Annotated in this window: 14 protein-coding genes; 2 read left to right on the top strand and 12 right to left on the bottom strand. The window is 29.2% G+C overall.

Features of this window, described 5'->3' with window-relative positions; translation table 11 throughout:
- The 6 genes from QMG30_RS17305 to QMG30_RS17280 form a co-directional block, all read right to left on the bottom strand.
- On the bottom strand, positions 1 to 1,041 hold a 1,041-nt coding region (locus tag QMG30_RS17305), incomplete at its 3' end, for a RecQ family ATP-dependent DNA helicase (protein WP_281817519.1).
- Between the two features lie 92 nt (positions 1,042 to 1,133).
- Positions 1,134 to 1,751 carry a TadE/TadG family type IV pilus assembly protein gene (locus tag QMG30_RS17300; RefSeq protein ID WP_281817518.1) on the bottom strand — a complete coding sequence of 206 codons (618 nt, stop codon included), beginning with the start codon at positions 1,749 to 1,751 and terminating at the stop codon, positions 1,134 to 1,136.
- Between the two features lie 38 nt (positions 1,752 to 1,789).
- The gene (locus QMG30_RS17295; protein WP_281817517.1) at positions 1,790 to 2,395 is read right to left on the bottom strand and encodes an A24 family peptidase; all 606 of its coding nucleotides are present in this window, start codon (positions 2,393 to 2,395) and stop codon (positions 1,790 to 1,792) included.
- 2 nt (positions 2,396 to 2,397) lie between these two features.
- Entirely contained in the window at positions 2,398 to 3,561 is a 1,164-nt protein-coding gene (locus QMG30_RS17290; RefSeq protein ID WP_281817516.1) for a TadE/TadG family type IV pilus assembly protein, read from the bottom strand.
- 20 nt (positions 3,562 to 3,581) lie between these two features.
- Positions 3,582 to 6,821: a DUF5702 domain-containing protein gene (locus QMG30_RS17285; RefSeq protein ID WP_281817515.1), complete on the bottom strand. Its 3,240-nt coding sequence runs from the start codon at positions 6,819 to 6,821 to the stop codon at positions 3,582 to 3,584.
- Between the two features lie 425 nt (positions 6,822 to 7,246).
- On the bottom strand, positions 7,247 to 7,774 hold the full coding sequence (locus tag QMG30_RS17280) for a DUF6512 family protein (RefSeq protein WP_281817513.1): 528 nt from the start codon (positions 7,772 to 7,774) through the stop codon (positions 7,247 to 7,249).
- 327 nt (positions 7,775 to 8,101) lie between these two features.
- Here QMG30_RS17280 and QMG30_RS17275 point away from each other — a divergent pair, with 327 nt between their 5' ends.
- Entirely contained in the window at positions 8,102 to 9,355 is a 1,254-nt protein-coding gene (locus QMG30_RS17275) for an MFS transporter (RefSeq protein ID WP_281817512.1), read from the top strand.
- Positions 9,356 to 9,397: 42 nt separating this feature from the next.
- Here the strand turns inward: QMG30_RS17275 and QMG30_RS17270 are convergent, their stop codons facing one another.
- Complete coding sequence (locus QMG30_RS17270; RefSeq protein ID WP_281817511.1) at positions 9,398 to 10,666, bottom strand: helix-turn-helix domain-containing protein; 1,269 nt, start codon at positions 10,664 to 10,666, stop codon at positions 9,398 to 9,400.
- Between the two features lie 209 nt (positions 10,667 to 10,875).
- Here QMG30_RS17270 and QMG30_RS17265 point away from each other — a divergent pair, with 209 nt between their 5' ends.
- Positions 10,876 to 12,045: an MFS transporter gene (locus QMG30_RS17265; RefSeq protein ID WP_281817510.1), complete on the top strand. Its 1,170-nt coding sequence runs from the start codon at positions 10,876 to 10,878 to the stop codon at positions 12,043 to 12,045.
- A gap of 239 nt (positions 12,046 to 12,284) precedes the next feature.
- On the opposite strand, the gene QMG30_RS17260 is transcribed toward QMG30_RS17265, so the two are convergent.
- The 5 genes from QMG30_RS17260 to QMG30_RS17240 all read right to left on the bottom strand — a co-directional run bounded on the left by QMG30_RS17260 (position 12,285) and on the right by QMG30_RS17240 (position 19,065).
- A complete protein-coding gene (locus tag QMG30_RS17260) occupies positions 12,285 to 12,779 on the bottom strand; it encodes a dihydrofolate reductase (RefSeq protein ID WP_281817509.1) in 495 nt (164 codons plus the stop codon).
- A 58-nt stretch (positions 12,780 to 12,837) separates the two neighbouring features.
- A complete protein-coding gene (gene thyA / locus QMG30_RS17255; protein WP_281817508.1) occupies positions 12,838 to 13,668 on the bottom strand; it encodes a thymidylate synthase in 831 nt (276 codons plus the stop codon).
- 157 nt (positions 13,669 to 13,825) lie between these two features.
- Positions 13,826 to 16,204 (bottom strand): ribonucleoside triphosphate reductase, encoded by a 2,379-nt coding sequence (locus QMG30_RS17250; RefSeq protein ID WP_281817506.1) that lies wholly within the window; start codon positions 16,202 to 16,204, stop codon positions 13,826 to 13,828.
- Positions 16,205 to 16,483: 279 nt separating this feature from the next.
- Positions 16,484 to 17,764 carry a GTPase HflX gene (gene hflX, locus QMG30_RS17245; protein ID WP_281817504.1) on the bottom strand — a complete coding sequence of 427 codons (1,281 nt, stop codon included), beginning with the start codon at positions 17,762 to 17,764 and terminating at the stop codon, positions 16,484 to 16,486.
- A 41-nt stretch (positions 17,765 to 17,805) separates the two neighbouring features.
- On the bottom strand, positions 17,806 to 19,065 hold the full coding sequence (locus tag QMG30_RS17240; RefSeq protein WP_281817503.1) for a tetratricopeptide repeat protein: 1,260 nt from the start codon (positions 19,063 to 19,065) through the stop codon (positions 17,806 to 17,808).
- Between the last annotated feature and the right edge of the window lie 116 nt (positions 19,066 to 19,181).

The following is a 19,181-nucleotide window of genomic DNA, read 5'->3' as shown; positions in this document are numbered from 1 at the left end:
CTTATCAATAAGAAATTTCCTAAGTTGTACATCTCCTGCACTAAAAAGCAAAATGCACTTAGACTGTAATGAATCTCTTCCTGCACGTCCTGCTTCCTGATAATATGCCTCAATATTCTCAGGCATGTTATAGTGTATAACGTACCTGACATTAGATTTATCTATTCCCATTCCAAATGCATTAGTTGCTACCATAACATCAATATCATCATATAGAAATCTGTCTTGGTTTTCTTTTCTCTCATTGGCAGTCATTCCACCATGATATAAACCTGCATTAATATTATTTCTTATCAAGAGCCTACATAAATTTTCGGTATCTTTTCTCGTTCCGACATATATAATTCCTGACTCACCTTTATGTTTATTAGCATAATCTATAACGAAATTATTTTTATTTACACCTTTTAGTACTGTGAAATTGAGGTTCTCTCTATCGTAACCATTTCTATAGATACTAGGCTTGACTAACTCTAATCTTTCTATTATATCCTGCTCCACTTTTCTAGTTGCAGTGGCAGTCAATGCTGCTATTACTGGTCTGTTTTCCAGATTATCTATAAAATTATTGATATTCATATAACTAGGTCTGAAATCATGTCCCCATTGTGAAATACAATGAGCTTCATCAACAGCAATAAAAGATATCTTGTTTCTTCTGGCTAACCGGTTTATAGCATCGGTTTCCAATCTCTCAGGTGCGATATATACTATTTTATATTTTCCTTCTTCTATTGCATGCAACCTATATTGAATATCTTCATACGATAATGTACTATTAATAAAAGTAGCATCAATTCCTGTAGCCTTCAAACTATCTACTTGGTCTTTCATCAATGATATCAGAGGAGATATTACCATAGTTATACCTTCAAATATAAGTGCTGGTATCTGATAACATATCGATTTACCACCACCAGTAGGCATAATGATTACAGTATCCTTTTTATCGAGTATACTGTTTATTGCATCTTCCTGACCCTTCTTATAATTATCATATCCGTATAATTTCTTTAGTATTTCTTTTGCTTTGGTTTTCATGACTTAACTAATCATTCCTTTTATTTGTCTCATCTCAATTTGGACATATCGACTATCTATATTATTCTACAACATATTATAACATACCATCATTAGAGATTATTAAAAAATTCTATTATATCATTTACTTTATCATCATACTTATCTTTTACATTGCTTATTGCAGGAACATAATCTGTCATATCATCTATCATATCTATATTTCTAATTAATTCACAAGGTTCATTAACAAGTACTTTCGAATTCACGCACATATTCAGCCCTGAATCATTGATTCTCAATAAATTATTTATTATGACAAATGGTGTATTGAAATCTTTCTCAACAGTAATAGTAATGTATTTCTTCAATACATAATTCTTTAGCTTTATTGCAGTATAAATATCTTCTTCATTCATTATCAAACGCTCTTTGATTTGTTTTTTTATGTAAGCTTCTGCATTATCGTTAAGGCTTCTATCATATGCCAACCTCCAATATATCCCTTCATCTATTCTACTTTCACTGGACAATGCTTTACCTGTATCGAAATCAATTTTTTTAGTATATGCCAACTGATATCTGCCTGATGTTTCATTAACGATAGCTTCTAAACTAGTTACATCATACAGATAGATACCTATGTATATAATACATATGACCGTAAAGAAAATTATCGGGAAAATAAGTGCAGCTTCTACGGTTAAGCTACCTTCTAACTTATTATTCATACTATTCACCTTATCTCTTTTCATACATTTATAGATTATCATATAATGAGTATTACCATAAAAACAGTGAGTATAAACGGAACCATAGGTAATTGGGTTTTTCTATTGACTTTTCCAATGGTCATTAACACCAAACCTATAAGACCAACCAGAACTAAAGAATAAACAAGTACAGTTAATGCCATTTTATATCCTAAGATTAATCCGATTGTTCCAATGACTATAGCATCCCCCATACCTATAGCTTTTCTTGTTATAATTGAAATCAGTAAAACAAAACCTCCAACTCCAAAAAAACCGATCATTGAATGAATCAATTCCACATTAGGATTAAAAAACAGTAATATGACTCCCAGTACATCTGTAATTATCAATATGTCTACTGGTATCTGTTTATCTTTCCAATCACTTATACTCACACTAATCAGAAACCATGATGTCAATAAAACTGCTATAAAATGATTTGAATAGCCATATTGACAATAGATAAAGAAAGAAACTATAGCCATTGCTATACTTATTATCAAGCACTTGATTTTTAGCCGTTTATTGAATTTGATTAAGGTCTTTAAATTAATATCCAGTACATAGCAAGAAGTGAATGTTCCCAGTAACAATCCTAATATAATAATAGCTACTTCCATATTTATTCCAACCTTTCCATTGTTCTTATACAATTTTTACATAAGTGCCTACCTGATTCTTCAGCCTCTTTTTTAGTCATTTCAATAATATCTGAATGAATCTGTGTACATGAAGAATCAACATGATATACCTCTCCACTAGGTGTATGATAGACAAATTTGATTTTACTCATATCTACATTTTTGGAACAGCGTTCACATAATTTGTGTTTGTGCTTACTTCTATCATATATTTCAGGGATAGTAACATTATTAACACAAGTTAGATATTTATGATACACATTACTATTTTTCACACAATAAACTATAGTCTCATCTGTAAGTTCCTCATAGTTTTGTGATGATACTTTTTGTTCTTCCATACATTCATTATGATCGCCACCATTGCCTGTCCACCCTCTTACTTTTACCCTCTGGGTCATTGGTATGTTTCTGATTCCAGGAAAAGGCATTGGTATGTTTATTCTATATTTAACTACTAAATCAATGTCTTGATTATCCAACATGAATTTTGAATGCCTGAAGTTCATACCTTTTTTGCCTCCAACTATATACCATCGTTCGTATTGCTCATCTGTAATATAGTTATCTAGTATTTTTTCAGCAATCTTAGTTCCTACATAGTTATTGGCTACAGATATACCCTCACATAAAGAACCACTGACCATTGTCTTTTTAACACTATTTAAAACGGAATCCAATGAATCAACCATTTCGTATAGACTTCCATAAGCTGTTTCTGCATTGTCTTTCATTATACCTTTGATCTTAGTGATAATACCTAAAAAATTATCTATGTTACTATTCAAATCACTGGTATTGGATGTATGAACAAAAGTAGTATCAAGTTTTTTTTCTTCATATGTATAAGAATTTCCACCTTCAATTGATTTAAATAAATCCTCTAACCGATTATACATATTTTTACCGCTACTTGAATTCCTACTGGCATTTTGATATATTTCCTGTTGTGCTCCTAATATTTTACTTTTATCCAGTATATAAGAATAGGTTGCTAGTTCATTAGCGGTTTCCGATAGACTTTGCTGAATATTTTCATGTATATATATTATCTTCATAATATACATGATAGATAATATAGCCATCAAGAATATGGGTAAAACCAATGCTGCTTCTACAGTTAAAGATCCTTTTACCTTCTTCATATTAATACCTCTTTTCTTTATTAATATGCCATTAAAGTATTGATATTGAATGTATAACCTTTCTTACCTAATCTTTTGGCTTTATTTGGCATAAATGGCAAATCAAAAAACAAATAATTGACTGTTACTTCTGCCGACACATCATAGCCAGATATATAATTAGTTAGATTTAGATTATTATCATTTCTACTTTTTTGAAGATTAAATTGTATCAGATCCAATACCCTATATAGTTTTTTATCATCATCAACACCTATTAATAACATAAGTCTAAGATAATCATTATAAGAAAATGATGGCATCAAGGATTTTATTTTAGAACCCTTACCTTCTACATTTAATACATCATCTAAAGCTGAATTTATATTGTTAGAGGTTTTGTTTCTTACTTTATATGCAATTTGGTTAATCTGTTTTTTGGTTATTTCTTTGTATCTACGCGATGTCTTATCAACAACCTTTTTTAATTCTGATTCAATCACACTATTGACACCACTTAATTCTCCAGTTACTCCATTAATAATTTTTTGTTTTACATTATCTATCTTATCACCAAATTTTTTGATTATCTCTTTTTTAATATTGATTACTTGTGAATAAGAAGCAGTACTGACTCTGTCTTCATATTGAGTATATATAGTATCTATGACATCATTAATGAGACCACTAAATATAGTATTACTATAATCACTAGATTTTGGTCTTTCACTTATTTTTTCTCTAATATTGTTAAATGCATTATTAATAACTGAATCTATTGTATCATCAACTTCATCTATTGAATATTTTAATGTTCTACTAGCATCATTTAGCACTTGTGATAATTTACCTTCTGCATATTCCCTGACATCTTCATCTAATTTATTGGTCAAGGTAGATATATTATTCTTCAAGCCAGTAGATGCTTTATTAATCAACTGCATAGATATATCACATACTTCATCTGATGCTTTATCGATGATTCCATTACTGATACCTTCTATGCTCGTATACCAATCCCCACTTGTTTTAATAAAAGGTATTTCTTCCCCTTTTAATAGATATCTAACATCGACACATGACTCCGCATAACTCCAAGCTGCCATAATCAGTGCTGCTACAATGTATGTTCCTAATCCAAAAGTCCACCATCCTGCAATAGCAGTTGCTATACCCATTACTAAAGTCCTTTTAGTTGAATTGGTTATAATATGGATATAATTCATTACGAATCTCATGCCCAATATAGTATTTGATACATGTTTCAAATTAGTATTTTCATTTAAACTGCCTCTTAATATATACTCAACTTCATTATTCAGGAAGTGATCTTCTTTAGAATAATTGCTTAGTGTTAAAGGCATAGAATTGGTTAGATTATCTGTAGCTGTACTAAAATCTCCTAATATATATTCATTTATGTAAATTTCATCTCTAAGGTCATATGCTGCATTTTTTAATTTATCACCTATTTCTGCAAACACACTTAATGATTTATCTACATAATTACCACTAGATTTATTATAGAAGTCAGCATTTTCATCTGATATTAGATTTATATAGTCCTTGTTTTTACTAATAACAGAGGGTAAATTAGTTTTGTCTATTTTTTCGCTAACATCAGTAGCTTTGTTGTTAAACTCAATATTTTGAGTGTTTTCCTTTACTTCATCCCGTAAATCAACTCTATCGATTTCATTTTTTGATAAAGTTTTCATATCTCCATAATTAAAAACCATATTCATAGTCGAATATTTATTGTTCAAACTGTTTTTTATATCATTTAATATATCTTCCATATTACTTGTATAGTCATGATTTCTCTTTGTGTAGCTATTTTGATTACGAAGCAGATTGCTTGATGATCTTACTTCACCTAAAAATGAATCTATCATATCTTCTTCATAGCTATCAAATCCGTTATAAATTATATCATTTACTAGATTCTTATTTTCGTTTTTCAGTCTTTTGGTATATGGAATAGTATCGTGCAATACTTCAATATTATTTTCTAACTCATCTTTTATAGCATATAGATTGTTGACAAGATTATATTCTTCACCTTTTTCATTTGATATGGCTAATTTACCCTTTAGATCTTGCAATTCATCTTTTATAGCGATAGTGGTGGATTCTATTACTTCATCTTTGTTTTTCTTAATATCATTTTCTAAATTATCTATGGAATCTTTTACTTTATCTCCCTTATCTTCAATCTCCTCTATTACATCAATCGCTTCATTATTTTTATCTAAATAATACTCTAAATCAATAATATGAGATATACAATCATCAATATTATTCTTGTAATCCTCAATATCTTCCAATTCACCTTCAAAAGAATCTCTTAAATCATCTCTTCTATCTTTCCAGTCATCTAATTTTTCATAATCTGTTTCGCTTAAATATTCATCCTCTAATATATCACTAATATATTCATTAGCATTATAGAGATGTTTATATGTATTGACTAAAGAATATTTATTATCGTCTATCCTATTCATACATTTAATGATATCATCAATATTATCATTAATATCAATTACAGTATCTTGTAGAATGCTTCTGACATTACTATTATTTATTTCATTAAAACACATTGACTTGGAATTGCTACTATCAGCCAATATTCCTTTAACAAAATAATCCTCATAACTAATGTAGCCTTTTTCACTAATGTCAAGTCCATCAATCAGTCTTTCAAGTTCTCTATATTTATTATCTATATCAGAAACCTTTTTAGTAATTTTCATTTTCTCCTTTAGTAGATTAGTTGTTTTTGATGCTTTTGAAACTAATTGCAGTTTCTCCAGAAATGGCTCTATCGACATTAATGGAGCTCTGTACTTCATATATTCCAATATTTGTAATTTAGTGTAATCTGTATTCTTATCTATAATACTATTTGATGGTTTTATATTAGTAACATTCAGCTTGTAATCATATAAATTAAAAAATTTTTTACTATTTTCTGGATATAATATTTGATATATTTTGTTCATTTCAGGTAAATTTTGATTGGGTATTAAAGATGCATTGACATAGTTTTCTATCTTATCTGCATAGTCATCTTTTTCTAACATAAATATTCCATATTCATCTGATACTTGTGAATCGTAATTAGATAGAATTGAATTAGTAGCGTTATTCAACGCCCTAAGCGATTGTAACTTTACTACCCTGATTCGTGTATAATCAATAATTGTACATGAAAATACAATCATTATTAACAATATACAACTTAAAAAGACTGTTACTGCCCCATCTGTTTTTCTTTCCATAATACCAACTCCATATATTATTGTAATGAATCATATCAATGAATATTTTAAAAATATCATATTACATTTAGGCAAAACAAAAGAGGCAATGCCTCATAAAAGATTTCAAATAAAATAGAAAGTAGAACTTTCTTATTCAATAAAAAAATAAGCCTTTTGCAAGCTTATAAGTCAAATTAATATTAAATAATTAATTAAAACAGCATTACAAATATTGATATATCCCCCCCAAAGTTTTGAAAAAATCATTTCATTAATAGTAATATATGTCCTAACAAATCTCATACTTAATACTACTATAAATAATTATAAATTATATTAAAGTATTTGTCCACAAAATTTTATATTTTTTGTAACAATATTGAATATATTGATGATTTGTGTTGAATTTGGTTGTATTAGTATATAATCTTAATACTAATATTTTACCTAAATATACCATAAGCATTAGTGATTATATCTTTAAATAAATCTGATTTGATAGGATAAAATGTAAATACAAAAAATGGTACTATCAATATTACTATTAAAGACATATATATTCTTTCGTAGTTAGAATGATTGACTTCTGATTTTAATATTCTATAACTTATTATTTGCGCTGATACAAATCCCACTATACCAGCTATAATATCAGCTGTAGCAAATGTTAATCCAATGCTTGTCAATACATAAAATAAGATTAATGTTGTAACTATCACTGTTAATAACCCCATCATTTTACCATACCAAAAATTTTTACAATATCTAGCTATGAAAAACGCTTCTACAATATATAATGTAAACAAAGAGAAAAAAACAATCTTAACATGTTCCCATATGCTTTCATTTACTGCTGAAATCAACGATAAACTCATTATCCTAGTATTCTGATAAGAATTATGCAATATAGTCCATAAAATCAGAACACCTATTAATCCTACAAACTCCCAGATAAATATTTTTCTAGTCATTTTTTTAACACCTCTTATAAAAATTATATTCTCTTATATTATTTGTAATTATATTAAATCCATACATATAATAATTTATATTTTCATTAATGTTAAGTAAATAAGTTAGCCTATAAAATATTAATACAAGAAAGCTCCTTTTGACATTATTTAAGTTGTATGTCCACTCTCACATGATATTTACAGTATTGACTTTTTATTATATTGGATTTACAATCAAACTTGTAACGTTATAAAACAAATAATGAAATCAAGCCTTGTAAAAATTTTTAGGTAATTATAGAATAGAATTTTACAAAATATAATTTTACATAAAGGACGTATATTATGTTTCTTAATAGAAGTAAGAAAAAGAGTATTACCGACTATAATATTAAAATTAATATATATAATGGTATTGCATTTTCAGTATCAATCAATCTAGTAAAACCTTATTTTGCAAAGTTCGCTGAAAGATTAGGTGGAAATGATTATCACTTTGCATTAATAAACTCTCTACCTGCTTTATTAAGTGTCTTTGCTTTTTTACCAGGTGCACTTATAATTGAATCAGCTAAAAGTAAAACAAAAATTACAGGTAAGTTTTTACTTGCTCAAAAATTAATATATTTGTTAATTGTTATAGTACCATTTCTAGGCACTGTTAATAAGCCATTATTATTTGTATTACTTATTGGTTTTATGAATTTTCCTGGCTCTATAGCTATAATGGGTTATCAATCTTCAATGGGAGATATATTCACACCTCGTAATAGAGGAAGAGCAATGAGTCTAAGAAACAGGTATTCTGATGCTATAAGATTAATAATATCATTTTTATCAGGTCAAGCACTTACTTTAATACCAAAAACACCTGCTCAAACCATTACCATGTACCAAATATTCTTTTTTATCGCCTTCATCTTTGGAATTCTGGAATTAATTATGTTACGTAGATTTAAGAACAGACAAGATAAAGAAGAAATCGTAAAAGAAAAATATTTTACACTGTTCCTTCAAACATTCAAAGATATACCAAAACATAAAAAACTGATTACTTTTATGATATGTTCCCTTATGTTTCATTTCGGATGGCAGATGGGCTGGCCTTTATTCAGTATTTACCAAATAAAAATATTAGGTGCTAATGAATCATGGCTGAGTATAATGACAATAGTAAGTGGAGCCTGTTCAATCATTACATCGACTATATGGGCAAAATTCGCTGATAAAAAGGGAAATAGCTTTGGTCTGGCTTTAGCTACACTTGGCATGTCCATTACTCCAATATTATATGTATTATCAGATACAATGCTACAATTGGTATTCTTCAACATAATTGCAGGGATTTCTACAGCTGGTACGATACTTATTCTTTTGAATCTCCTATTAGAAGTCACTCCAGATAAAAATAGAACCATATATATTGCGATATATAGTATCTTCATTAATATATCTGCAACTATAGCACCACTTTTTAGCGTTTGGTTAAAAGATATGACATCCATATATTTTACATTAATTCTTGTTGCAATACTAAGGCTCACTGGAAGTATAGCTTTCTTTGTTAGAAATACAAAACTAAAAAAATGCAATACTTAAATCCAGATTTTCCATTAAGCTATGCAAAATCAAATAATATATTTATTCTATAAATGAAACCTTATTATACATTTTTAATAGGTTCTTATATATTTTATTAGCTTCCTTATATTTTCTTCTACTTTCCAGATGATTTATCAATCCTAACTTCAAATCTATAGTTAGATCTATTTTATTAACTTCTTCATAATAATCTAATATCTCTTTTGTCCTTATATAAAATATTTCTTCGTCTATATGATATATTCTGAGTTCTAGAAATTCCAACAGATTATAATAAACATCATCTTTATATTCTTCTGTAAGATATTTATTGAATATTTTCTGTACTTCATCCAATCTATTTAATTTATAACATACTTCTGCATAGTTGTACGCTGGAAGTAACGGATGATTGTTGGTGTTTATTCCTTTTCTGCTATAATACATTGATTTTTCATATTCACCTATATTAGCATATAGATACGATAAATTAGTATATATATTCCAATAGATTTTTTTTATATCAAAATATTTTGCTCCGTTGAGTGCTGAAATAAGATATTTTTCACCTTTTATATAATTTTTTAGAAAACAATGACATACCCCTATATAATTGTGACACCACATAACATTTTTATAGTAGCCATTTCTTTCATAAGTTTCTAATGCTTTCTCAAGTCTATAAATCCCTTCTATCTGTCGATAATTGAAACAATAATTGCGACCTAATATATAATTAATCCAAGAAGTTTCTTTAATCTCAATAGCTTTTTCCAGTATTTTAATACCTTCATCATGTCTTACATAATTGTATACTAGATTTCCTGAAACTAACAAAAAAATATATTTTAATTTACTTGTTAGTGAATTATATATTTTGTCAATATTGCTTATTTCATATTTTAGTACGCTGTATTCTTCTTTTAGAACAAAAACTTTATATAATAATTGATAAATCTTATATTCAATGTTATAGGGAGACATTTTTATGGCACCCTCCATTTGTTGTAATTCATCGTATATATTAGTTGCTTCTTCATAATCAAATGTCTCAATCATCAACATCATGGCATAAAATTTCTGTCTTAGATTTCCTATATTCTCTACTTCAGCTATACTATCAATACCTAATTTCCTAAGTAAATCTTCAATTATTTCTCCTCTTAACGTTTTCTTACCGTTTTCAAAATAGCTCAAATGACTCTTAGAACAAATTCCATATGCCAGAGCTTCTTGAGAATATTCCTTTTGTAATCTATTGTACTTAATCCAACCTGATAAAAAATCATATTCTATCTCTTTACCAAACACCTTAACTGTACCTTCCATATATTAATATCTCCTTAAACAAATGATTTAATAATGTATTCACCAACTATAGTGAAAGTATATAATATTTTCCTTATTAATTCAAGTTATCAAGAAGTATTATTCAACATAATTCCTTTGCTCATAGACCGTATAGAAACTATAATTAATATTACATATATAAATGCTAGAACTTTAGAATCAAAAAAAATAATTTGGAGTGATAACAGATGAAATACAAAAATAATATTCTCTTAGTAAGCGGAAATGCAGTATCCAAAATGGGAAATAACATACAAAGAATAGCTCTAAACAGTTGGTTGATATCCGTTAGCCGAAACGCATCTTTATTAGGCTGGATTAGTGCTGTTACTTATATTCCCTTGCTACTATTTAATTTCGTAGCAGGCTATTTGGCAGATAATAAAAATAAAAAGCGTATTATTGTTATAACTGATTTCATTAGTGCTGTGGTTTGTTTGATATTCGCATTATGTGTAGATGTATCTAAAATATACATACCTTTAATATTAGTAGTCAACATAACATTATCAATATGCAACGCTATGTTTTCTCCTTCATTAAGAGCATTGATTCCTGCTATTATATCAAGAGAAACACTAAAAAAAACAAATGCCGTTTTAACTAATCTCTCAGAATTAATTAAAATCATTGCACCTGCACTAACCGCTTATTTATTAACACTAAACTTCATAACAATAAAAACACTATTCATAATTAATAGTGCAAGCTTCTTGTTATCATCTATAAGTGAGATGTTTATAGATTATACTTATAATAAAGCTGACACAAAATCTTCATTCAAAGATTTATTTGTCAACATAAAAGAAGGGTTTTATTACCTAAAATCACATACAACAATATTCAAACTAATTATATTCGCTATGATAACCAATCTATTCTTATCAGGATACGATGTTTTACTACCATATTATAGCAATGTCGTACTAAATGACCCTAAGTTATATGGTATTGCCCTAAGCTTTGAAGCGGCTGGAGCCATTATTGCTTCACTTGCAGTTTATTTATCTAAAAACAAAGAAGTAGACCCTATTGACATAATAAAAACAACAATACCTCAAGCCCTTAGCCTATTAATAGCAGCCATTAGTCATCCATATGCCTTAATGCTATCAGTATTCTTATTCGGATACTTCTTAGCTAAATTCAATGTATTGTTTTTCACTTACCTTCAATTGTACTGTGACGAAAAATATCTAGGAAGGGTATTCGCTGTAAATTTTACACTTGTAGGAATACTAATACCCGTAGGTAATATTGCCTTCGGATATATCTCAGAAATACTTTCAAACTACACCTTCATAATAATAAGCGCAGGTATACTAATATCCTCAATCCTACTTATAAGAAAGAAATAGTATTACTCAACTACCTCTGTCAAGTAACACTATAACTAACTAAACTTATAAAATATTATTAAATTAATGTAAATCTTTTGTACTGCAAACTAATATCATTTCCACATACCCTATGCTCTTCTAAATCTCTTTTTCATGAAAGAGGTATAAAGTGTTACAATCACGCAGACCGACCGCTTTTTGGGTAAGGCAAATGATTGTAACACTTTATACCGACTTATTACCACACATCAATAATATCACATTTCCCTATTTTCATACAAAGTCCACTGATACTCTATTCCCTCATGTACATTAATATCACTTTTCCAAGTAATACCCCAATTCTCAAGCTCATCCATATTATTAATGTACTTGTCAGCAGGAAGTTCACTATATATTCTAGTTACATAAGCTTTCTTACAGCTATTCATAAACAAATTATAAATTTCTGCTCCACCTATTACTAATACATCCTCAGCTTCAAATTGTCTAATATATTCAATAACTTCATCTTTACTATGACAAATCACTGTATTTTCACAACTAAAATTCTTATCTCTTGTTAATATAACATTCTTTCTTCCTTTTAAAGGTTTACCTTTTGGTAACGACTCCAAAGTCTTTCTACCCATAACAACTACTTTATTCATGGTTTTCTCTTTGAAATAAGGTAAATCACCGGGAAGATATGTAAGTAATCCACCTTTATATCCTACTGCCCAATTATTATCCACAGCAACAATTAAATTCATCCACAATCCCCCTCATATTATAAATTTTATCCACATCCTATTAACTGTTATAAACAATTTACACAGCTACTTGAATATTTTTTATCTGCTCACCTTTTTTATAATTCTCTAATTTGAAATCATCAGTAGTAAAATCATAAAAATCTTTTACATCAGGATTTATAATTAACTTAGGCGCATCGTAGCTTTCTCTAGTGATCAATTCTTCAACTAATGGTATATGTCTATCATAAATATGAGCATCTGCAATGACATGAACCAATTCGCCAACTTCTAGACCTGATACCTGAGCAAACATATGAACTAGAACAGCATACTGAACAACATTCCAGTTATTAGCTACTAATACGTCATTAGAACGTTGATTAAGTATAGCATTAAGTTTATTGCCTGTCACATTAAAAGTTACACTATACGCACAAGGATATAAATTCATTTCATGAAGATCTTGATGATTATATATGTTAGTCATAATTCTTCTACTACTAGGATTATTTTTAAGGTCATATAATACACGGTCAACCTGGTCAAATTCTCCCTCACTATATTTGTGTTTAATACCTAACTGATATCCATAAGCTTTACCAATAGAACCATTCTCATCAGCCCAACTATCCCATATCTTACTTTTCAAATCATGTATATTATTGGATTTTCTCTGCCATATCCATAGAATTTCATCTACAGCTGACTTTAGATATGTAGGTCTTAATGTGATAACAGGAAATTCCTTAGCTAAATTATAACGATTAACTATTCCAAATCTCTTGATTGTATGGGCTGGTGTCCCGTCATTCCACCTAGGTCTTACTTCTTGTCCTTGTGAACTATATCCGTTATCTATTATATCTCTACACATATCAATAAATATCTTATCTGCTATACTCATGCAACTTCACGATCCTTTCTTAACTATACAGTCAATTTAATCTTGTTATATCTTACATTATATATCACTACTTGTCCACCATAACATAACTAAAATCTAAAAAATTGGCAGAATCATTATCCTGCCAATCTTTGACTTTATATAGATCAATATATAATTAAGCCTCTAATTTATCATTCTCAGCATACTTCTTAATATCAGATAACCCCATATATATATTAACATTATCCTCATCAATAACAATAAGTGTTGGTGCTGTTCTTATTTTATATTTCATTGCAAGTTCTGCATGTTCTTCAGCATCAATTATCTTAACACTTTTATTCTCTAAATATTGCTTTGCAATATGACAATTAGGACATGTTTTTGTAGTGAACAATAATTTCTCTGCATCATTATCTGTATCACATGTTACTGCAACCTCTTCATGGGTCTTTGAATCAGTATGAACTACTTTTAGCATTGACTCCTCAGGCTTATATTCTTTTCTATCTTTAAATTCCTGTGCTTTACCATCATTCCAATGTTGTACCGGTCTATAATATCCAGTGATTCTACTATAAACTTCTGTTGTTGCTCCACACTCTGGACATGTGTATTTTTCTCCTGCGATATATCCATGTGATTTACACACAGAATATGTAGGTGAAATTGTGTAATAAGGCAAAGTATAATTCTCAGCAATTGTCTTAACTAATTGAGCTGCTGCCTTCCAATCAGGTAGTTTTTCTCCTAAGAATGCATGGAATACAGTTCCTGATGTATATTTGTTCTGGAATTCATCCTGCATATCAAGAGCATCAAACACATCTGCTGTATAGTTAACAGGTAAATGGGTACTGTTGGTATAATAAGGAGTTTCTCCTTCTTTTCCTGATGTTATTATATCACCATATTTCATTATATCATGTTTCGCTAATCTATAACTTGTTGATTCTGCTGGTGTAGCTTCTAAATTATATAAATCACCATATTGTTCTTGATAATCTGAAAGTCTATTTCTCATATGATCTAGTACGTTAAGAGCAAACTTTCTAGCATCTTCTTTAGTTATATCTCCATTAATCCATTTAGCATTGAGAGTAGCTTCATTCATTCCAACTAAACCTATAGTTGAAAAATGGCTCTCAAAGTTACCAAGATACTTCTTAGTATATGGATATAGTCCTTCAACCAATAACTTAGTTATTACTTGCCTTTTAATCTTAAGTGAGCGTGCTGATATATCCATCATCTTATCCAATCTCTGATAGAATTCTTCTTCATTATTAGATAGATAAGCTATTCTTGGCATATTAATAGTAACAACACCAACTGAACCAGTGCTTTCTCCAGAACCGAAATATCCACCTTGTTTCTTTCTAAGTTCTCTTAGATCAAGTCTTAATCTGCAACACATACTTCTTATATCGCTTGGTTCCATATCACTATTTACATAATTACTGAAATATGGAGTTCCATATTTTGCAGTCATTTCAAATAACAATTTATTGTTTTCTGTTTCATCCCAATTAAAATCTTTTGTTATGGAATATGTTGGAATAGGATATTGGAAACCTCTTCCATTGGCATCTCCTTCTATCATAATCTCAATAAATGCCTTGTTAATCATATCCATTTCTTTTTGACACTCACCATATGTAAATTCTTGTTCTTCACCTGAAACTATAGCAGGTAAACCTCCAAGGTCATTAGGTACTATCCAATCAAGTGTAATATTAGAGAATGGAGATTGAGTTCCCCATCTACTTGGAGTATTTACACCAAAAACAAATGATTGAATACATTGTTTTGTTTCTTTATATGTAAGACTATCAACTTTAACGAAAGGAGCTAAATATGTATCGAAAGAAGAGAATGCCTGTGCACCTGCCCACTCATTTTGCATTATTCCTAGGAAATTAACCATTTGATTGCAAAGAGTAGATAAATGACTTGCTGGAGAAGATGTAATTTTTCCTGGAACACCACCAAGACCATCTTGAATTAATTGTTTTAATGACCACCCTGCACAATATCCTGTTAACATAGATAAGTCATGAATATGTATATCTCCACTTCTGTGAGATTTTGCAATTTCTTCATCATATATTTCAGATAACCAGTAATTAGCTGTTATTGCGCCTGAGTTATGTAATATAAGTCCACCTACAGAATATGTTACTGTCGAGTTTTCTTTTACCCTCCAGTCTTCTTCCTTAACATAACTATTGACTATTTCTTTATAGTCAAGTATTGTGGATTTCATATTTCTTATTTTTTCTCTTTGTTTTCTATATAATATATAAGCTTTTGCTACATCTGTATAACCTGTTTGTTCTAGAACTTTCTCCACACTATCTTGTACATCCTCAACTGTGATTTTTGAATCTTTAATTTTATTTTGGAAATCAGATGTAACTCTTAGCACTAAAATATCAAGTATTTCTTCTGTATAATTCTTATCGGTAGCCTTAAATGCTTTTGTAATAGCTTCCTTAATCTTGATGAAATCAAATTTACTTATTTTACCATCTCTTTTAACAACGTCAAACATTGCTAGTCTCCTCTCTCTTGCGAATTAATAATAATATACCATATATGCCCATAGTAGTCAACACGAAAAACACTACATAATGTATCTACTTAATTCAAAAAACACTATATGTAGTATATGCGAATAGGCTATAAATACTATGATATATGTAGTTTTCTGCTATATTTTACAATACTCATTGATAGAAATAAGTCCTTTTTGCCAATTAAAACCACCAATATTGTAAATCGAATTATATCTTGTCACAATATTTGGTGGTTGATTTTTTAGCAATTAAATTTATATTAGTAATTTAGTCTCATTTTTGTTTATTTCCCCATAAGTTTTTGAATCCACATAAGCTTCTATATAAGTACCTTCATTTTTATATTCTTCATTAATTATTTGTCCTGTAGTACGTATCTGATTTAATAGATTTCCATTATCATATGGAATTATTCCTTTTATGAATTTCTTGTCTTGCTGAATTCTTTTTTCTATTACATCTAATAGTTCATCTAATCCGATTCCTTCTTTTACAGAAACCCTTAGTGTTTTATATGCATTATTATCTTGAAGATATTTATTACTTTCTGGCTTATCTATTTTATTGAAAATCGTTATTACAGTTTTACCAGTAGCACCTAACTCTTCTAAGGTTTCATAAACAACTTTTATATGACTTTCGGCCTGAGGATTAGAACTATCGACAACATGAATTAAAATATCTGCTACAACAGCCTCTTCTAATGTAGAATGAAACGCTTTTATAAGATGATGCGGTAACTTTCTAATGAAACCTACAGTATCTGTTAATAAAACTTCTGTTTTGTTAGGCAATACTAATTGCCTAGTTGTAGGATCAAGTGTAGCAAATAATTTATCTTCTGATAAAACCTCTGCATCTGTTACTTTATTCAATAATGTTGATTTTCCTGCATTAGTATACCCAACAATCGCTATCTTGACTTTTCCTTGTTTCTTTCTTCTTTCTCTAATTAGATCTCTGTGATTCTTGACATCTTGCAATTCTTTTTTTAGCTGGGTTATACTATTTCTTATATGCCGTCTATCAGTTTCTAATTTTTTTTCCCCTGGTCCTCTTGTACCTATACCACCACCAAGTCTTGATAAAGTCGTTCCTATACCAGCTAATCTTGACAATCTGTATTGAAGCTGTGCTAATTCAACTTGAATTATACCCTCTCTCGTCTGAGCTCTTTTAGCAAAAATATCTAGAATTAACATGGTTCTATCCATTATCTTTACTTCTAAAGCATCTTCTAGATTCTTTAATTGAGCAGGGGATAATTCGTCGTCACTTATTATTCCGCTGGCATCCAATTCATGGATTAGGCTTTTTATTTCATCTATTTTTCCTTTTCCCAAGTAAGTTCCTGGATGAACACTTTCTCTGTTTTGTATAACTTTTTCTAGAGTTATCGCTCCAGCAGTTGTAGCTAACTCTTGAAGTTCATCAAGTGATTCAATTATATAAGATTCATTTTCCCTGGTAGCTACACCAACTAGAATTACTCTATCCACATATTCCTTTTCAATTTCAAAGTGCTTCTCTGGCATTACTAATTCCTCCTATAGAAACTAAGGGATAGGTTGTTGATCTACCTTTTTAGTTTCTTATCAATTAATTCAATTTCATTTTTTGCATCTACCTGCTTTTCATCAATTTCTAGAACTTTATTGAACATTTCAAGCGCCTCCTCATATTTTTCTAAGTATTCTAAAGACAAACCTTTCTTGAAATAGCTTTGATATATATCAGGTTTTATCTTTATTGCTTGATCATAATATTCTATAGATTTATCATATTCTTCTAATTTTTGATATAAATCACCTATCTCTATGATGATAGTATAATTATTAGGTTTTGACTCCAAATATTCTTTAAAAGCTTCTACAGCTTCTTCATTTTGGTCTAAGTATTCATGAAGATACCCTTTTTGGGCTAGTGCATCTTTATTTCCATAATCAGCTGCTACAGAATAATTAATTAGAGCTTGACCATATTCTTTTTTGTTGAAATATTCATTACCTCTTCCAATATATGCATCTGCATAATTATTCCACTTACTCAAAAGAAAATCATATATCTGTATAGCAGTATCGCTATCACCTTTTTTACTATAAATAAGTGCTTGTGTATTATATGCCTGTGGTATCAAAGGATTAATATCTATAGCTGTATTTACATCAGCTAATGCTTTATCATATTCTTCCTTAATGAAGAAGACAAATGCTCTATTAGCATATGCATAAGCATAGGATGAATCTATTGATAGAGCTTCATCATAACTTTCTAGGGCCTCTTCATATTTACCCCAATCTTTGTATAATATTCCTTTTGCATTATATATTGTTTTATCATTTTTATTTATTTTCAATGCTTTATCTAAAGACTCTATTCCTTCTTCATAATCTCCAATCAATCCATATGCCGTACCTCTAGTTGTATATGTCAATGCTAGTGATTCTTCATCATCAAAATATTTTTTTAGTTCTATTGCTTTATCCAAATCTTCTATTGCCTTTGTTGTTTCTCCAAGAGCAAGATTAATATATCCTCTATTACTATATGCTACAGCATCCTTATCATTAATACTTATCGCTTTATCTATATCTGCTAAAGATTCTTCATGATCTCCCAATTCAAAATAGAGTATGGCTCTATTAGCATATGATGTGGAAAAATCAGGGTATTTCTCTATAGCTTCATTATATTTTTCAAGAGCTTGTTTATACTCCCCCTGTGAATAATATTTGTATCCCTCCTGATTTATCTTAATAGCATCTTTATTAGAACTACATCCAGAAAATACAACTGTTATAGTTATTATCATTACTATCATAAATAACCTTTTCATTCGTCTACTCCAATCCATGCAATTTACTATAATTTCATTGGATTATAGTAAAAGTCGAGTTGTAAAATTAATGGATTATAATACTTGATATCTATTTGGACATAGAATATAAGCAT

The organism is Vallitalea longa (assembly GCF_027923465.1).
Classification (GTDB): Bacteria; Bacillota; Clostridia; order Lachnospirales; family Vallitaleaceae; genus Vallitalea; species Vallitalea longa.
Note: the sequence above shows the minus strand (reverse complement) of the source record. Positions and strands in the feature narration are given on the sequence as shown.

Excerpts from the sequence above, each read along its gene's own strand:
- QMG30_RS17300 (WP_281817518.1), bottom strand. The coding sequence starts at position 1,751 with ATGAATAATAAGTTAGAAGGTAGCTTAACCGTAGAAGCTGCACTTATT.
- QMG30_RS17295 (WP_281817517.1), bottom strand. The coding sequence starts at position 2,395 with ATGGAAGTAGCTATTATTATATTAGGATTGTTACTGGGAACATTCACT.
- QMG30_RS17290 (WP_281817516.1), bottom strand. The coding sequence starts at position 3,561 with ATGAAGAAGGTAAAAGGATCTTTAACTGTAGAAGCAGCATTGGTTTTA.
- QMG30_RS17285 (WP_281817515.1), bottom strand. The coding sequence starts at position 6,821 with ATGGAAAGAAAAACAGATGGGGCAGTAACAGTCTTTTTAAGTTGTATA.
- QMG30_RS17280 (WP_281817513.1), bottom strand. The coding sequence starts at position 7,774 with ATGACTAGAAAAATATTTATCTGGGAGTTTGTAGGATTAATAGGTGTT.
- QMG30_RS17275 (WP_281817512.1), top strand. The coding sequence starts at position 8,102 with ATGTTTCTTAATAGAAGTAAGAAAAAGAGTATTACCGACTATAATATT.
- QMG30_RS17270 (WP_281817511.1), bottom strand. The coding sequence starts at position 10,666 with ATGGAAGGTACAGTTAAGGTGTTTGGTAAAGAGATAGAATATGATTTT.
- QMG30_RS17265 (WP_281817510.1), top strand. The coding sequence starts at position 10,876 with ATGAAATACAAAAATAATATTCTCTTAGTAAGCGGAAATGCAGTATCC.
- QMG30_RS17260 (WP_281817509.1), bottom strand. The coding sequence starts at position 12,779 with ATGAATTTAATTGTTGCTGTGGATAATAATTGGGCAGTAGGATATAAA.
- thyA (WP_281817508.1), bottom strand. The coding sequence starts at position 13,668 with ATGAGTATAGCAGATAAGATATTTATTGATATGTGTAGAGATATAATA.
- QMG30_RS17250 (WP_281817506.1), bottom strand. The coding sequence starts at position 16,204 with ATGTTTGACGTTGTTAAAAGAGATGGTAAAATAAGTAAATTTGATTTC.
- hflX (WP_281817504.1), bottom strand. The coding sequence starts at position 17,764 with ATGCCAGAGAAGCACTTTGAAATTGAAAAGGAATATGTGGATAGAGTA.
- QMG30_RS17240 (WP_281817503.1), bottom strand. The coding sequence starts at position 19,065 with ATGAAAAGGTTATTTATGATAGTAATGATAATAACTATAACAGTTGTA.